The sequence below is a fragment of the Silvania sp. genome, from assembly GCF_051656365.1.
In the GTDB taxonomy this organism is placed as follows: Bacteria; Pseudomonadota; Gammaproteobacteria; order Enterobacterales; family Enterobacteriaceae; genus Enterobacter; species Enterobacter hatchlandensis.
Map to the genome: position 1 here is coordinate 1 of NZ_JBOGBT010000102.1, position 15,640 is coordinate 15,640.

Genomic DNA, 15,640 nt, shown 5'->3' on the forward strand with positions numbered 1-15,640 from the left:
ACCGGATTGCTGCAGCAGCTTATCAACCAGGGTAGTTTTACCATGGTCAACGTGCGCGATGATGGCGATATTACGCAGATTTTCGATCACAACTTTGCCTCAGGCATTTAGAAATAGCGCGTTATTGTACACGGATTAAGCGCACTACAAAACAGGATCACAAACATCCCCCGCAAACAAGTATTGCAGAGATGCTTTGTGATCGCTTTCACGGAGCGGTAAAGGGGCGCCTTAACATAAATTGCACCAATATGGTGCCCAATGTTCACATTGAAGCACTATACTGGTGCAACAAAACCATCATGGTGCAGCCCTTTTGCACTATGGCGTGCATGATAACGCCTTTTTGGGGTGTTTTAAAAGTTGGCACAGATTTCGCTTAGTAAAAATACGGCAAAAAAAGGCAACAACGCCTGCCTTACACAGAATTTGAAGACCTCGTTACCACGACGACAATGACCAATCTGGAGAGTACGTATGTCCGCTGAACACGTTTTGACGATGCTGAACGAACATGAAGTGAAGTTTGTTGATCTGCGCTTCACTGATACCAAAGGTAAAGAACAGCACGTCACTATTCCTGCTCATCAGGTAAATGCCGAATTCTTTGAAGAAGGCAAAATGTTTGACGGCTCCTCGATTGGCGGCTGGAAAGGTATCAACGAATCTGACATGGTTCTGATGCCAGATGCATCTACCGCGCTCATTGACCCGTTCTTCGAAGAGTCTACCCTGATCATCCGTTGCGACATCCTCGAGCCAGGCACGCTGCAGGGCTACGACCGCGACCCACGCTCTATCGCAAAACGCGCTGAAGAGTACCTGCGCTCTACTGGTATCGCAGACACCGTTCTGTTCGGGCCAGAGCCAGAGTTCTTCCTGTTCGACGACATCCGTTTTGGTGCGACCACTTCCGGTTCTCACGTTGCTATCGATGATATCGAAGGCGCATGGAACTCCTCCACCAAATACGAAGGCGGCAACAAAGGCCACCGTCCTGCGGTGAAAGGCGGTTACTTCCCGGTTCCTCCGGTCGATTCTTCACAGGACATCCGTTCTACCATGTGTCTGATCATGGAAGAGATGGGCCTGGTTGTTGAAGCGCACCACCATGAAGTTGCAACAGCTGGCCAGAACGAAATCGCCACCCGTTTCAACACCATGACCAAGAAAGCGGACGAAATTCAGATCTACAAATACGTTGTTCACAACGTTGCGCACCGTTTCGGTAAAACCGCGACCTTTATGCCAAAACCAATGTTTGGCGATAACGGTTCCGGTATGCACTGCCACATGTCCCTGTCCAAGAACGGCGTAAACCTGTTCTCTGGTGACAAATATGCCGGTCTGTCCGAGCAGGCACTGTTCTACATCGGTGGCGTAATCAAGCACGCTAAAGCGATCAACGCCCTGGCGAACCCGACCACCAACTCTTACAAACGTCTGGTCCCAGGCTACGAAGCACCAGTAATGCTGGCGTACTCTGCCCGTAACCGTTCTGCGTCTATCCGTATCCCGGTGGTTGCGTCTCCGAAAGCGCGTCGTATCGAAGTACGCTTCCCGGATCCAGCTGCTAACCCGTACCTGTGCTTCGCAGCACTGCTGATGGCGGGTCTGGACGGTATCAAGAACAAGATCCACCCGGGCGAAGCCATGGACAAAAACCTGTACGACCTGCCGCCAGAAGAAGCGAAAGAGATCCCACAGGTTGCCGGTTCTCTGGAAGAAGCACTGCAGGCGCTGGACGCAGACCGTGAGTTCCTGACTGCTGGCGGCGTGTTCACTGATGAAGCAATCGATGCTTACATCGGCCTGCGTATCGAAGAGAACGACCGTGTTCGCATGACGCCACACCCGGTTGAATTCGAACTTTACTACAGCGTTTAATCTTTAAACGATGTCGCGCGACTTTTTTCAGCGCGATATCGATAGCCGTTTTTTTGTTGCCGTGGAAACTTTTCAGCCCATCTTCGGATGGGCTTTTTTCACCACCAACAAGCTGATTTCACGCGCTTTTTTCGTCAGAAACGCTATGCTGCACTAAATTGGTGCAATCAACTCCAGGAGACTGCTGTATGGCAACTGGCACCCTGCCCGATGCTGGGCAGATCCTCAATTCTCTTATCAACAGCATTTTACTGGTCGACGACGATCTGGCCGTGCATTACGCCAATCCCGCAGCCCAGCAGCTGCTTGCCCAAAGTTCACGCAAGCTGTTTGGCGCGCCGCTTCCCGAGCTGTTGAGTTATTTTTCTTTGAACATTGGCCTGATGCAGGAAAGCCTGCAAGCGGGGCAAGGGTTTACGGATAACGAAGTCACGCTGGTGATCGACGGTCGCTCGCATATTCTGTCCCTGACCGCACAGCGGCTGCCGGAAGGGCTGATTCTGCTGGAAATGGCGCCGATGGATAACCAGCGGCGTCTGAGCCAGGAGCAACTCCAGCATGCCCAGCAGATTGCGGCCCGCGATCTGGTGCGTGGCCTGGCGCATGAAATTAAAAACCCGCTCGGCGGCCTGCGCGGTGCAGCACAGCTGCTAACCAAAGCCCTGCCCGACCCGGCGCTGGCGGAATACACCAACGTCATCATCGAACAGGCTGACCGGCTGCGTAACCTGGTGGACCGCCTGCTCGGCCCACAACAGCCGGGGATGCACGTTACTGAAAGCATTCACAAAGTGGCAGAGCGCGTCGTTAAGCTGGTGTCGATGGAACTGCCGGATAATGTCAGGCTGGTGCGTGACTACGATCCAAGTCTGCCGGAACTGCCTCACGATCCCGACCAGATAGAGCAGGTATTACTCAATATTGTGCGTAATGCCCTGCAGGCTTTAGGCGCAGAAGGCGGCGAAATTGTGCTGCGCACCCGCACTGCGTTCCAGCTCACCTTACACGGCGTGCGCTACCGTCTGGCGGCACGTATTGACGTTCAGGATAACGGCCCGGGTATTCCCTCCCATTTACAGGACACGCTGTTTTACCCGATGGTCAGCGGCCGTGAAGGCGGGACCGGGCTTGGATTATCGATTGCCCGCAATTTGATAGATCAGCATTCCGGCAAAATTGAATTTACCAGTTGGCCGGGTCATACCGAGTTTTCGGTTTACCTGCCAATCAGGAAATAGAGGGTTAAGTTATGCAACGAGGGATAGTCTGGGTAGTTGATGACGATAGCTCCATCCGCTGGGTGCTTGAACGGGCACTGACTGGCGCAGGATTAAACTGCACCACTTTTGAAAGCGGTGCTGAGGTGCTCGATGCCCTCACCACCAAAACACCGGATGTCCTGCTGTCCGATATCCGTATGCCGGGTATGGACGGTCTGGCGCTGTTAAAACAGATTAAACAGCGTCACCCGATGCTTCCGGTCATCATAATGACCGCACATTCCGATCTGGATGCAGCCGTCAGCGCCTATCAGCAGGGCGCGTTTGATTATCTGCCAAAACCCTTTGATATCGACGAAGCGGTGGCGCTGGTTGAGCGTGCGATCAGTCACTATCAGGAACAGCAGCAGCCGCGTAACGCACCGGTGTTCGGCCCGACGACGGATATCATTGGCGAAGCGCCGGCCATGCAGGATGTGTTTCGCATTATTGGTCGTCTGTCACGCTCGTCGATCAGCGTACTTATTAACGGTGAGTCGGGAACCGGGAAAGAGCTGGTCGCGCATGCCCTGCATCGCCACAGCCCGCGTACCAAAGCACCGTTTATCGCCCTGAATATGGCGGCGATCCCTAAGGACTTGATTGAGTCCGAGCTGTTTGGTCACGAAAAAGGGGCCTTTACCGGCGCGAACACCATTCGCCAGGGGCGCTTTGAGCAGGCCGACGGCGGGACGCTCTTCCTGGACGAGATCGGCGATATGCCGCTCGATGTACAGACTCGCCTGCTGCGCGTACTGGCAGATGGCCAGTTTTACCGTGTGGGCGGCTATGCACCGGTAAAAGTTGACGTGCGTATTATTGCCGCCACCCACCAGAACCTGGAGCTACGCGTTCAGGAGGGGAAATTCCGTGAGGATTTGTTCCACCGTCTGAACGTGATCCGCGTGCACCTGCCGCCGCTGCGCGAGCGTCGGGAAGATATCCCGCGTCTGGCGCGCCATTTCCTGCAGGATGCGGCACGCGAGCTGGGTGTCGAAGCCAAACTGTTGCACGCAGAAACGGAAGCCGCGCTGACGCGTCTGGCGTGGCCAGGCAACGTGCGTCAGCTGGAAAATACCTGTCGCTGGTTAACGGTGATGGCCGCGGGTCAGGAAGTGTTGATTCAGGATCTTCCCCCGGAACTCTTCGAAACTCATGTTCCGGAGAGCAGTACCGGCCAGACACTGCCTGACAGCTGGGCAACGCTGCTGGCGCAATGGGCCGATCGGGCGCTACGTTCCGGTCATCAAAACCTGTTATCCGAGGCGCAGCCCGAGATGGAGCGCACGCTGCTCACCACCGCGCTGCGGCATACACAGGGCCATAAGCAGGAAGCGGCCCGCTTGCTCGGCTGGGGGCGAAATACCCTGACGCGTAAGCTTAAAGAGTTGGGAATGGAGTAAACGAGTGATGAGTTGCAGGCCCGGTAAGCGTTAGCGCTACCGGGCAGTACCGCTAAATGACGCGAGAAAACTGCTGCATGCGCGCTTTCTGGCGCAGATAGGCATCAAAACACATGCAAATGTTGCGGATCAGCAACCGGCCTTTCGGCGTAACCTCAATAGCCGTATCAGTCACTTCCACCAGCCCATCTTTCGCCAGCGGTGCCAGCAGCTTCAGGTCATCGGCAAAGTAGTCGCTAAAGACTAAATCCCACTCGCGTTCCACCGCCGAAAAATCGAGGCAGAAATTACAGATCAGCGCCTTAATCACATCCCGCCGGATGCAGTCGTCGCGGGTTAGCGCGATCCCGCGCCACAGGGCGTTGCCGGTATCATCCACCTGCTGATAATAGTGCTTCAGCTCTTTCTGGTTCTGCGCATAGCAGTCGCCAATCATGCTGATGGCCGAGACGCCCATACCCAGCAGATCGGTATCGCCCTGGGTGGTATAACCCTGGAAGTTACGATGCAGGACGCCATCGCGCTGGGCAATCGCCAGCTCGTCATCCGGACGGGCAAAGTGGTCCATGCCGATAAACTGATAGCCCGTCTCAGTCAACGAGGTAATGGTTTCCTGCAAAATATCCAGCTTTTGCTGGGCAGTAGGCAGGTCGGCATCTTTGATTTTACGCTGGGCCGCAAACAGCGTCGGCAGATGCGCATAGTTAAACACGCTCAGGCGATCCGGGTTCAGCTCTGCCACGCGCTTCAGCGTGAAGGCAAAGCTTTCCGCTGTCTGCTTAGGCAAACCGTAAATCAGGTCAATATTGGTGGAAGTGAAGCCAATATCACGAGCATGGTTGAGCAGCGCAAAGATGAATGCTTCATCCTGCTCGCGATTCACCAGCCGTTGTACTTCTTTGTTGAAGTCCTGCACGCCCATGCTCAGACGGTTAAAGCCTTCCGCACGCAAATGATCTATGACGTCCAGCTCGATTTCACGCGGGTCGACTTCAATTGAGATTTCCGCATCCGCATCGAAGCGGAAGTTTTCCCGCAGCAGATCCATCAGGCGGCTGATTTGCGCTTTGTTGAGGTAGGTTGGCGTTCCGCCGCCCCAGTGCAGCTGGCTGACGTGGCGACCCGCAAATTGCGGCGCACGATGGAGGATTTCTTGCTCAAGCGCATCCAGATACTGATCCGCTTTATGCTGCTGGCGGGTCACAATTTTATTGCAGCCGCAGAAATAACAAAGCTTGTGGCAGAACGGAATATGGACGTAAAGCGAAAGCGGGCGGTCTGGATAACGCGCCACCGCCTGCTGGAATTGCGGCTCACCGAAGGCGTCGGAAAACTCGAGCGCGGTGGGATAAGAGGTATAGCGTGGCCCGGAATAGTTATATTTCTGGATCAGGGCCAGATCAAAGTCGATGGTTGGTACAGACATGCTCACTCCTTCCGTTGGTGTCGCGTTCGTATACGGCGGCCCGTTCTGGCACCAGTGCGTGCCAGAACTCGGGTGCGCAGCCACTTCTGTCGCCGCGACAACCGCCGTAGTTTAACGAATAACCACACCAGATAACATATAACCGGAAGGGTTATAAGCAGGACTGTTAAGCCCACCGGGTGCAAATGTTAGTTTCCACCTTTCAGGAGACGCATCATGTCTTCCTGCTTTTCGTCTTCTTCTTCTTCGTCTTCATCATCGTAAGAGAGGCCAAGCTGCTGCATCAGCTCATCGATGCGATCCAGGCGGGCATCAACCCAGGACTGCTCTTCAGCATTCAGGGCTTCGCCCGCTTCAAGACGTTCCAGCAGCGCGTCCAGGCGCTCATCATTCTCCAGCAAATCCAGCTCAGCCTGCGGTGAAAGCATAGGTTTCTCGCTCTTCGGTTTGTGCTGCTTGGTCACTGGTGCGTCAGTTACGCCCAGAGGAATCGGGGTTTTGCTGCCGATGCGCGGGTCTTTTGCTTGCTGAGCACTTTTCCCGGAAGTACCTGAAGATTCACCACTCGCGCGACTGCCCGCAGCGTGACCACGATGCTTTTTATCGCGTTTGCGATCGCGCGCTTCTATGTTCAGTTCTTCGCGAGATTTACGGTGCGCTTTTGCGGAGCTTTTGCCACGCGGGGCGGAAGTCGGTTTTTTCATGATGTCTTATCTTAAGCCGTTTTCATTAGTATAGAATTGCGGCGAAATCTAGCAGAAAGCAAGCAAAGAAAAAAGGCGACAGAGCAATCTGTCGCCTTTTTTCTTGACCCACAACCCTTAACGGGTCTGACAATCCCTGTTTGCCTTCAACTAACCCTGTTTTTCCTTCAGCAGGTACCGTCCCTGATACAATCCTTTTCCTTTTAACAACGCCTCCTGGCGCCTGTCTTCCTGACTGTCCTGTGTCTTCGCCTCCTGGCGCTCCTGACCCTTATCCTTAAGTCCGATTCCTGTTGGCATCCCCGCCGTTGACCGCTACTTTACCTTCTCCGGCTAAACGTACAAGCCACAAAAGCCGATTAGTGACCATTTTCAGATTACACCTAACAAGTAATCATTTGATTTACATGGTTTTGGTTTTTAATTACCCTACGATTTCTCTTAAATCTCTCATACTTTGAATGGCATATATCCTACAAAACCTGTGGTTAATGCTTACAGTCATTTGCCGATGTGAAAAGCCTTTTGCCCGCGTTCAGGTATAATCCCCTCAACATTAAGATTTTGGAGAAGAACCCGTGACTAACTGGAATTATCAACAGACGCATTTTGTCACCAGTGCGCCTGATATACGCCATTTGCCCTCCGATACGGGTATTGAGGTTGCTTTTGCTGGCCGTTCTAACGCAGGTAAATCCAGCGCTTTGAATACGCTGACCAACCAGAAAAGCCTGGCGCGTACCTCAAAAACCCCTGGCCGTACGCAGCTGATTAACCTCTTCGAAGTTGCAGAGGGTAAACGCCTGGTGGATTTACCGGGTTATGGCTATGCGCAAGTACCGGAAGAGATGAAGCTTAAGTGGCAGCGCGCGCTGGGTGAATATCTGGAAAAACGTCAGTGCCTGAAAGGGCTGGTGATTCTGATGGATATCCGCCATCCGCTTAAAGATCTCGATCAGCAGATGATCCACTGGGCGGTGGAAAGCGAAATTGCCGTGCTGGTGCTATTAACGAAAGCCGATAAGCTGGCAAGCGGAGCGCGCAAAGCGCAGGTAAATATGGTGCGTGAGGCGGTGCTGGCGTTTAACGGTGATGTGCAGGTTGAGCCTTTCTCCTCGCTGAAAAAGCTGGGTGTGGACAAACTGCGCCAGAAGCTGGATGGCTGGTATAACGACCTGGAACCCGCGACAGAAGCGGAAGAATAAAGATAAGCGCGGCGATGTCCGCGCTTTTTTTTTGCGGATATTTTTTCTTTGCCGCAATAAAAAACGCCCCAGTCATTACTGACTGGGGCGGCTAAAATATTCAGCCAAATCCGATTACGTGAAGTAAAAGGTCTGAAAGATAGAACATCTTACCTCTGTACCCTACGCGAATAACTCTACTCTTTTTTAGACTACACACAAAGTACTTTTTGTAGTTTTTTTTCATTCTTTACATAGGGAATTCTAATGATCATCACAAAATGCTCTTAGTTATGTTGTTTAGTTACAGAAAAGCGCAAGTAACGTAAACACCTAGTGAGCTTGATCCCAGTTTTCACCACTGCCCACTTCCACCAGCAATGGCACGTCCAGCTTCACGCTGTTTTCCATCAGTTCATGGATCTTTTTAGAGACGGATTCCAGATCGTCTTTATGCACTTCAAACACCAGTTCATCGTGTACCTGCATGATCATCCGCACCCGCGGGCGATCGTTCTCCAGCCAGGCATCAACGGCGATCATCGCACGTTTGATGATATCGGCCGCCGTTCCCTGCATCGGGGCGTTGATGGCTGCACGTTCAGCCCCTGCCCGGCGGGCAGCATTACTGGATTTGATGTCCGGCAGGTAGAGACGACGCCCTTCCAGCGTTTCGACATAGCCTTTTTCTTTCGCCTGCGCGCGAGTGCTCTCCATATATTCCAGCACCCCCGGATAGCGTTCGAAATAGAGATCCATGTACTTCTGCGACTCTTTACGCGGAATATTGAGCTGGCGGGAAAGACCAAAGGCGCTCATGCCATAGATCAGGCCAAAGTTAATCGCTTTTGCACTGCGGCGCTGCTCGCCAGTCACGCTGTCCAGTGACATGCCGAAGACTTCGGCCGCCGTTGCCCGGTGAATATCCTGTCCTTCGGCAAAGGCAGTCAGAAGACCTTTATCGCGAGAAAGGTGCGCCATGATCCGCAGCTCAATCTGCGAGTAGTCAGCAGAGACAATGACGTAATCCTGCGGGGCAATAAACGCCTGACGAATACGACGCCCTTCTTCATTACGCACCGGAATATTTTGCAGGTTCGGATCGGTAGAGGACAGACGCCCGGTGGCAGCCACCGCCTGGTGATAGGAGGTGTGTACACGGCCCGTTTTCGGGTTGATCATCAGCGGTAATTTATCGGTATAGGTCGATTTAAGCTTCGCCAGCCCGCGGTACTGTAAGATCACTTTTGGCAGAGGATAGTCGAGAGCCAGCTCCTCAAGCACCTCTTCAGAAGTGGATGGCGCTCCGCCTGGGGTTTTCTTCAACGGCTTAATACCCTGCTTTTCAAACAGGATGGTCTGCAGCTGTTTAGTCGACGAAAGGTTAAAGGGTTCACCGGCAATTTCGTGCGCTTTTAGTTCGAGTTCAGCAAGACGCAGGGCGATCTCTTCAGAGTGCTTATGCAGTACGAACGGATCGATTTTAACGCCATTGCGCTCAATCCGGGACAGCACCGGTACCAGCGGCATCTCGATATGCTGGAAAACATTCAGCGGTCCGGCGTCTTTTTGCAACTTTGGCCACATCTTTAAATGCAGCTGCAACGTGACATCCGCATCTTCTGCAGCATAGCGTCCGGCTTCTTCCAGCGCGATCTGGTTAAACGTCAGCTGATTCTTGCCCTTACCGGCGATCTCTTCAAAGGTAATGGTTTTATGCTTAAGCCAGCGATCCGACAGCGAATCCATATCGTGACGACCAGCAACACTATCCAGATTATAGGACTCCAGCATGGTATCGAAGGCAATACCGCGCAGCTCAATGCCATAATTTTGCAGGATGCCGCGATCGTACTTCAGATTTTGCCCAACCTTGAGCGCCTTTTCGTCTTCCAGAATCGGCTTGAGCAGTTCCAGAACACGCTCCCGGGAGAGCTGGTCAGGGGCATCCAGATAGTCGTGAGCGACTGGCACATAGGCAGCGACACCGGGTTCTGTAGCGAACGAAAGGCCCACCATATTGGCGGAAATATTGTCGAGACTGTCTGTTTCGGTATCAAAAGCAAAAACCGGGGCATTGTGCAGCTTTTCGATCCAGCTGTTCAGCTGCGCTTCATCAAGGATGGTTTCGTAGCCTTCAAACGAGAGCGCGCTGGCTTCTTCTTCAGGCTCCGCTTGCGCATCGACAACAAGGGTTTCTTTTGCTTTAGCCGTCGGTTTTACGCCTTTCGCCTGCAGCCATTTTCCTGCTTCAAGATCGGTAATCCAGCGTTTGAATTCATACTGCTTAAACAGATCCAGCAGCTCTTCTGCGGCAGGCTGTTGGACTTCCAGCTGTTCGCAGGTTAGCTCCAGCTCCACATCGGTTTTAATGGTTGCCAGCTGATAGGAGAGATAAGCAACCTCTTTGTTTTGCTCGAGCTTCGCGGCCATGGTTTTGGCGCCGCGGAAGGTTAATCCGGCGATTTTGTCCTGCTCGCGATACAGCGTATCCAGCCCGCCGAGCCCCTGCAGCAGCGCCTGTGCCGTCTTTTCACCCACGCCCGGCACGCCAGGAATGTTATCGGATGAGTCGCCCATCAGAGCGAGGAAATCAATGATTAGCTCTGGCGGCACGCCATATTTATTCACTACCTCTTCAGGCCCAAGAATGGTGTTGGTCATGGTGTTAATCAGGGTGATCCCCGAAGTGACCAGCTGCGCCATATCTTTATCACCGGTGCTGATCAACACCGGGCGGCCGAGTTTCTCCGCTTCGCGCGCCAGGGTGCCAATAACATCGTCCGCCTCAACGCCTGACACCGCCATTAACGGTAACCCCATCGCTTTTACCATTTTATGCAGGGGCTCAATCTGCGCACGCAGATCGTCCGGCATTGGTGGGCGGTGTGATTTGTAATGTTCAAACAGCTCATCCCGGAAGGTTTTACCTTTCGCGTCGAAGACTACCGCGGCATGGCTCGGCTGATACTGGAGGATCAGACTGCGCAGCATATTCAGCACGCCATACATTGCACCTGTTGGCTCCCCCGCGCTGTTGGTCAGAGGGGGAAAAGCATGATACGCCCGATACAGGTAAGAAGAGCCGTCGACGAGAATAAGGGGGTTTTCGGGGATCTGAACCATAATGTCCGTGCCTTTGAGTAATTTATAGATAAAGGATGCCACAGAAGGATGAAAACATCAGTTTTTCAGGGAAAATACAGGCAAAGATTTTGCGATCGTCGGGATCACTCGCAAATCGATTCTGTGGATAAGTTTGTGAATAGTTTCTGGAGGATGCAAAATTAGAGCACGTGTAAGATCAAGGCCTTAATAATTACCGTTTATTATCAATTAATTACTCTTTGATCACGATCGCATATTTCTGGTTGATGACATTTTACTCCATGTGGATATAAGCCACGCACGGATCGGCCGACCGGATTTTTCTCCCCTCTAAACGCAAATCTGCGCTCACGCGTCGTTAAAGCGCCATCCTTTGTTCGTTTTCTGGTAAAATCAGCGCCCGATGTCTGTTTATCAGGCACCCATCATAGCTAACCACCTGAAAACATTCATCATGTCTAGATTGCTGGCTGCGATAACACTTCTGTTAAGTATCGCATTAACTATTCTGGTTACCATCGCCTGTTCTGTGCCGATCATCATCGCCGGAATAATTAAACTGCTATTTCCCGTTCCCGCCGTGTGGCGCTCTGTCTCTGCCTTCTGCAATGTGATGATGTACTGCTGGTGTGAAGGTCTGGCAGTGCTGCTGCGCCTGAATCCGCATCTGAAATGGGATGTTCAGGGACTGGCCGGTCTGAATAAGAAAAACTGGTATTTGCTCATCTGCAACCACCATAGCTGGGCCGACATCGTGGTGTTATGCGTGCTCTTTCGCAAACATATTCCGATGAACAAATACTTTCTGAAGCAGCAGCTCGCCTGGGTGCCCTTTCTTGGCCTCGCCTGCTGGGCACTGGATATGCCGTTCATGAAACGCTATTCGCGGAGTTACCTGATTCGCCATCCTGAGCGCCGTGGTAAAGATGTAGAAACAACGCGCCGCTCTTGCGAGAAGTTTCGTTCCCATCCCACCACGATTGTTAATTTTGTCGAAGGCTCTCGCTTTACCGATGAGAAGCAGCAGCAGACGCGCTCCCCTTATAAAAACCTGCTGCCGCCGAAAGCTGCCGGGATTGCGATGGCCGTTAACGTGCTGGGGCAACAGTTCGACAAATTACTGAACGTCACGCTATGTTATCCCGAGAATGACAGTACGCCGTTTTATGACATGTTAAGTGGAAAGTTAACGCGGATCGTGGTGCGTATTCACCTGATTCCTGTGACAGAGGAGTTACACGGGGATTATGTGAACGATAAGAACTTCAAACGACGTTTCCAGCTCTGGCTGAATAGCCTGTGGAGCGAGAAAGACAAGCTGATTGATAACATCAAAGCGGAATACAACAACGCCGGTCATTGACCGGCGTTTCTTTTTTTTACTTCTTCTCAACCAGATATTTCACCGTGTCAGCATACTGCTGCACAAAGATATCCATGCTGCTGGTATCCATACCCTGCATATTCAGCTGATATTTACCGTTAACATACATAGCTGGAACGCCACGCAGCTGCAGGTCGGCAGCGGCTTTTTCCTGCTGAGCAACCAGTGATTTCACGACAAAGCTATTCCAGGCTGCATCGTATTCTTCACCTTTGATACCCGCATCAATAAACACTTTGCGAATATCGGCAGTGGTTTGTACGGTCTGAGTTTTCTGTACCGCTTCAAACATCGGGGCCGTAATTTTGTCTTCCACGCCAAGCGCCTGCGCAACCGCCCACGCCTGAGTCAGGTCTTTGCCCAATGGGCCAAGAAACTCAACGTGATATTTGGTCATTTTGGTGCCTTCCGGCAGCTTTTTCTTCACGCTATCGGAAACGTGCAGAACCTGCTCAAACTCGTAGCAGTGCGGGCAGTAAAATGAGAAGAACTCGAGAACCTGAGGTTCTCCGGCAACCGGTTTTTCGAGGGTAATATACTGCTTACCGTCGGTGAACTGCGCAGCCGATGCGCTAAAAGCCAGAATCATACCTGCCAGCGCCAGCCATATTTTTTTCATGATCAACTCTCTCCTGGGTGTGTTCGATTAATACATGGGCGTTAATTGCAAAGGGGGTTCCTGCAGAACCTTTACCTGTTCAACAAATGTGGATATCTGGTTACGCCAGTAATCTTCTCCGGTAAGCCAGGGGAAGTTTCTGGGAAACGCGGGGTCGTCCCAACGCCTGATTAACCATGCAAGATAATAAACAAAACGCATGGCGCGTAAAGGTTCTATCAGCGCAATTTCATCTGAATCGAAGGAGGTAAACTCTTCATAAGCCTCAATGATTGTTTCGAGCTGCATTCGCTGTTCGGCTTTATCGCCATTCAACAGCATCCAGAGATCCTGAATAGCAGGCCCCATCCTCGCATCATCAAGATCGACAAATAATGGCCCATCGCGCCAGAGAATATTACCTGCGTGACAATCGCCGTGCAGACGCAGCATGTTTACGTTGCCATCCCAGCGCGATATCACAGCGTTAATGAGGTCGTCCGTCGCCGTCAGAAATGCTGCTTTCAGCCCGGCGGGGATGAGGGTGGCGGTTTCAAACAGCTGACGCGGTTCGAGCAGATATTCCTGAATGCCGATCGTAGGGCGAGCGATAAAGCGGCTTTTCTGCCCCGTCTGATGAATGCGCCCTAAATAACGGGCAACCCACTCCATCTGATCGATATTATCGGCTTCAAATTGTCGGCCACCGAGGCTGGGAAAGACGGCGAAACAGAATCCCTGATGCGTCAGTAGCGTCTTATGGTCAAATTCAAGCGGTGCAGCAACCGGAACATCATCGGCCAGAAGGTCGAGTGAAAACTGGTGCTCTTCCTGAATCTGTTCAGCAGACCAGCGCTGCGGGCGATAAAACTTCACCACGAAGCGCTGTCGATCCTCATCCTGGAACTGGTAGACGCGGTTTTCATAACTGTTTAATGGGGTCAGTCCTGAGTCCACCCGAATGCCCTGTTCAAACAGGGCATCCATTATGGTATCCGGGTGTAAGGTCTGGAAAGTAAAAGCCTGGTCGTTCATCCGATCATCCGGAAATTATACGAATGATTGAGGATATCATTTAACGGCGTTTCCGGTGGCGGCTCTTACAAGCTTTTACTCTTTAATTACACCGCGTGCGCGCAGTAATGCCGTTTTAAAATCCTCTTCGTAGTCTTTCTGAATACCAGGGATCACCGCATCTTTACCGGAATCGCGCATTTTCAGATGATAGATCAGGATGTCATCAGAAAGGTCGGTTAACTCGCCGTCATAACCTGACTCCTTCGCCAGTTTCTGTAAAAATTGCATCAGATTAAGCTCTGGCTCTTTTTGCCAGGCGGGCTGGAGGAGTTCAATAACTTCGTTCAGACGTTTACATTTCATGGTAATACTCCTTTCATTGAGAGTGACACGTTATCAGGGTCAACCCCACAATAAAAGAGGCGGCATTATTGAGTGAGATAAGCAACATCACCGGCGTGGTGCTGGCCGGGGGCAAGGCATCCCGAATGGGGGGAAAAGATAAGGGTTTGCAGGAACTCAACGGCAAACCCTTATGGTGCTACGTCGCCCAGACATTGCAGATGCAGGTCACTACGTTGGTTATCAGCGCCAACAGAAATATTGCGACTTATCAGGCAAGTGGGTACGCCGTTTATTCGGATCGTCTGGCAGATTATCCCGGCCCTCTTGCCGGTATGCTGTCCGTGATGCAGCAATCCGATGCACAATGGTTTCTGTTTTGTCCCTGCGATACGCCTTTTATACCCACTTGCCTCGCAGCACGTTTTATTGAGCAGATAGAGGCCTCGCCCGTCGTCTGGGTACATGACGGCGAGCGCGATCATCCAACGATTGCGCTCATGAGCCGTCAGCTCATACCGGTACTACAGGATTATCTGGCGTCAGGAGAGCGGCGAGTAATGGTCTTTATGCGCCAGGCTGGCGGACACGCTGTTGATTTTAGTGATATGAAACAGTCATTTATTAATATAAATACGTTAGAAGCGATCCAAAATATGCAGAGGCAACTATGACACCTGTTTTAGCAATTGCTGCGTGGAGTGGGACGGGAAAAACAACTCTTCTGAAATCCGTTATTCCGGCGCTTTGTGCCAGAGGTATTCGTCCAGGGCTTATCAAGCATACCCACCACAATATGGATGTTGATACGCCGGGGAAGGATAGCTACGAACTCCGCAAAGCAGGTGCAGCCCAAACGATCGTCGCCAGCACGCAGCGCTGGGCATTAATGACCGAGACACCGGACGAGGAAAGGGTGGATCTGGCTTATCTTGTCAGCCGAATGGATCATACAACGTTGGATCTGGTGCTGGTTGAGGGGTTCAAGCATGAGGCGGTAGCTAAAATTCTACTTTTCCGAAGCAATGCCGGGCATGACGTTAGTGAATTAACGCTGGATGAGCACGTTATCGCGGTCGCCAGTGATATTTCACTTTCACTTCATGTACCGGTATTAGATATCAATGATACGGAAGAGATCATTGATTTCATTCAGCGATGGATGACGGTTTCCGGAACTGGGTAAATACAGCAACGTTTCCCGAAGACAAAAACGCAAAAAGCCCTGTACGTCAGTACAGGGCTTCTTACTTGTTTGATGCCTGGCAGTTCCCTACTCTCGCATGGGGAGACCCCACACTACCATCGGCGCTACGGCGTTTCACTTC

The 15,640-nt window shown here is 52.0% G+C and carries 16 protein-coding genes; 7 read left to right on the forward strand and 9 right to left on the reverse strand.

All coding sequences use genetic code 11. The features are described 5' to 3' along the window. A partial coding sequence (locus tag ACRDD5_RS19950; RefSeq protein WP_206521511.1) for a GTP-binding protein occupies positions 1 to 90 on the reverse strand: 90 nt, incomplete at its 3' end. Between the two features lie 387 nt (positions 91 to 477). On the opposite strand from ACRDD5_RS19950, the gene glnA reads away from it, so the two are divergent. The 3 genes from glnA (at position 478) to glnG (ending at position 4,549) form a co-directional block, all read left to right on the forward strand. After that, positions 478 to 1,887 (forward strand): glutamate--ammonia ligase, encoded by a 1,410-nt coding sequence (glnA, locus tag ACRDD5_RS19955; RefSeq protein ID WP_271281374.1) that lies wholly within the window; start codon positions 478 to 480, stop codon positions 1,885 to 1,887. Between the two features lie 188 nt (positions 1,888 to 2,075). Then, the gene (glnL, locus tag ACRDD5_RS19960) at positions 2,076 to 3,125 is read left to right on the forward strand and encodes a nitrogen regulation protein NR(II) (protein WP_271281373.1); all 1,050 of its coding nucleotides are present in this window, start codon (positions 2,076 to 2,078) and stop codon (positions 3,123 to 3,125) included. Between the two features lie 11 nt (positions 3,126 to 3,136). Further along, positions 3,137 to 4,549 (forward strand): nitrogen regulation protein NR(I), encoded by a 1,413-nt coding sequence (glnG, locus tag ACRDD5_RS19965; RefSeq protein ID WP_271266212.1) that lies wholly within the window; start codon positions 3,137 to 3,139, stop codon positions 4,547 to 4,549. 52 nt (positions 4,550 to 4,601) lie between these two features. On the opposite strand, the gene hemN is transcribed toward glnG, so the two are convergent. The 3 genes from hemN to ACRDD5_RS19980 form a co-directional block, all read right to left on the reverse strand. Further along, the gene (gene hemN / locus ACRDD5_RS19970; RefSeq protein WP_438677772.1) at positions 4,602 to 5,975 is read right to left on the reverse strand and encodes an oxygen-independent coproporphyrinogen III oxidase; all 1,374 of its coding nucleotides are present in this window, start codon (positions 5,973 to 5,975) and stop codon (positions 4,602 to 4,604) included. Positions 5,976 to 6,163: 188 nt separating this feature from the next. Next, entirely contained in the window at positions 6,164 to 6,679 is a 516-nt protein-coding gene (yihI, locus tag ACRDD5_RS19975; RefSeq protein WP_271281371.1) for a Der GTPase-activating protein YihI, read from the reverse strand. Positions 6,680 to 6,829: 150 nt separating this feature from the next. Continuing rightward, on the reverse strand, positions 6,830 to 6,979 hold the full coding sequence (locus ACRDD5_RS19980) for a hypothetical protein (protein WP_336264602.1): 150 nt from the start codon (positions 6,977 to 6,979) through the stop codon (positions 6,830 to 6,832). A gap of 278 nt (positions 6,980 to 7,257) precedes the next feature. Here ACRDD5_RS19980 and yihA point away from each other — a divergent pair, with 278 nt between their 5' ends. Next, complete coding sequence (gene yihA / locus ACRDD5_RS19985; RefSeq protein ID WP_271281370.1) at positions 7,258 to 7,884, forward strand: ribosome biogenesis GTP-binding protein YihA/YsxC; 627 nt, start codon at positions 7,258 to 7,260, stop codon at positions 7,882 to 7,884. A gap of 100 nt (positions 7,885 to 7,984) precedes the next feature. Here yihA and ACRDD5_RS19990 read toward each other — a convergent pair whose 3' ends face one another. After that, positions 7,985 to 8,032: a spot 42 RNA, inhibition of DNA synthesis gene (locus tag ACRDD5_RS19990; protein ID WP_071892919.1), complete on the reverse strand. Its 48-nt coding sequence runs from the start codon at positions 8,030 to 8,032 to the stop codon at positions 7,985 to 7,987. A 164-nt stretch (positions 8,033 to 8,196) separates the two neighbouring features. Then, positions 8,197 to 10,989, reverse strand: coding sequence for a DNA polymerase I (gene polA / locus ACRDD5_RS19995; RefSeq protein ID WP_438677773.1), 2,793 nt, complete (start codon positions 10,987 to 10,989; stop codon positions 8,197 to 8,199). A 436-nt stretch (positions 10,990 to 11,425) separates the two neighbouring features. On the opposite strand from polA, the gene ACRDD5_RS20000 reads away from it, so the two are divergent. Next, complete coding sequence (locus ACRDD5_RS20000) at positions 11,426 to 12,334, forward strand: acyltransferase (RefSeq protein WP_438677774.1); 909 nt, start codon at positions 11,426 to 11,428, stop codon at positions 12,332 to 12,334. A gap of 16 nt (positions 12,335 to 12,350) precedes the next feature. Here ACRDD5_RS20000 and dsbA read toward each other — a convergent pair whose 3' ends face one another. The 3 genes from dsbA to ACRDD5_RS20015 all read right to left on the reverse strand — a co-directional run bounded on the left by dsbA (position 12,351) and on the right by ACRDD5_RS20015 (position 14,333). Further along, entirely contained in the window at positions 12,351 to 12,974 is a 624-nt protein-coding gene (dsbA, locus tag ACRDD5_RS20005; RefSeq protein ID WP_271281367.1) for a thiol:disulfide interchange protein DsbA, read from the reverse strand. 27 nt (positions 12,975 to 13,001) lie between these two features. Beyond that, positions 13,002 to 13,988, reverse strand: a complete 987-nt coding sequence (locus tag ACRDD5_RS20010) for a serine/threonine protein kinase (RefSeq protein ID WP_271281366.1) — start codon at positions 13,986 to 13,988, stop codon at positions 13,002 to 13,004. A 75-nt stretch (positions 13,989 to 14,063) separates the two neighbouring features. Next, complete coding sequence (locus ACRDD5_RS20015) at positions 14,064 to 14,333, reverse strand: YihD family protein (protein ID WP_271281365.1); 270 nt, start codon at positions 14,331 to 14,333, stop codon at positions 14,064 to 14,066. Positions 14,334 to 14,401: 68 nt separating this feature from the next. Between ACRDD5_RS20015 and mobA the strand changes: the two genes are divergently transcribed. Next, complete coding sequence (gene mobA / locus ACRDD5_RS20020) at positions 14,402 to 14,986, forward strand: molybdenum cofactor guanylyltransferase MobA (RefSeq protein ID WP_438677775.1); 585 nt, start codon at positions 14,402 to 14,404, stop codon at positions 14,984 to 14,986. Then, positions 14,983 to 15,498 carry a molybdopterin-guanine dinucleotide biosynthesis protein MobB gene (gene mobB, locus ACRDD5_RS20025; RefSeq protein WP_438677776.1) on the forward strand — a complete coding sequence of 172 codons (516 nt, stop codon included), beginning with the start codon at positions 14,983 to 14,985 and terminating at the stop codon, positions 15,496 to 15,498. The genes mobA and mobB overlap by 4 nt, the downstream gene beginning before the upstream one ends. Positions 15,499 to 15,640: the final 142 nt, after the last annotated feature.

Bases quoted from the DNA above. Each gene is read 5' to 3' on its own strand.
- hemN (WP_438677772.1), bottom strand. From the start codon at position 5,975: ATGTCTGTACCAACCATCGACTTTGATCTGGCCCTGATCCAGAAATAT.
- dsbA (WP_271281367.1), bottom strand. From the start codon at position 12,974: ATGAAAAAAATATGGCTGGCGCTGGCAGGTATGATTCTGGCTTTTAGC.
- glnA (WP_271281374.1), top strand. From the start codon at position 478: ATGTCCGCTGAACACGTTTTGACGATGCTGAACGAACATGAAGTGAAG.
- mobB (WP_438677776.1), top strand. From the start codon at position 14,983: ATGACACCTGTTTTAGCAATTGCTGCGTGGAGTGGGACGGGAAAAACA.
- glnG (WP_271266212.1), top strand. From the start codon at position 3,137: ATGCAACGAGGGATAGTCTGGGTAGTTGATGACGATAGCTCCATCCGC.
- ACRDD5_RS19980 (WP_336264602.1), bottom strand. From the start codon at position 6,979: ATGCCAACAGGAATCGGACTTAAGGATAAGGGTCAGGAGCGCCAGGAG.
- yihI (WP_271281371.1), bottom strand. From the start codon at position 6,679: ATGAAAAAACCGACTTCCGCCCCGCGTGGCAAAAGCTCCGCAAAAGCG.
- ACRDD5_RS20015 (WP_271281365.1), bottom strand. From the start codon at position 14,333: ATGAAATGTAAACGTCTGAACGAAGTTATTGAACTCCTCCAGCCCGCC.
- glnL (WP_271281373.1), top strand. From the start codon at position 2,076: ATGGCAACTGGCACCCTGCCCGATGCTGGGCAGATCCTCAATTCTCTT.
- ACRDD5_RS20000 (WP_438677774.1), top strand. From the start codon at position 11,426: ATGTCTAGATTGCTGGCTGCGATAACACTTCTGTTAAGTATCGCATTA.
- ACRDD5_RS20010 (WP_271281366.1), bottom strand. From the start codon at position 13,988: ATGAACGACCAGGCTTTTACTTTCCAGACCTTACACCCGGATACCATA.
- polA (WP_438677773.1), bottom strand. From the start codon at position 10,989: ATGGTTCAGATCCCCGAAAACCCCCTTATTCTCGTCGACGGCTCTTCT.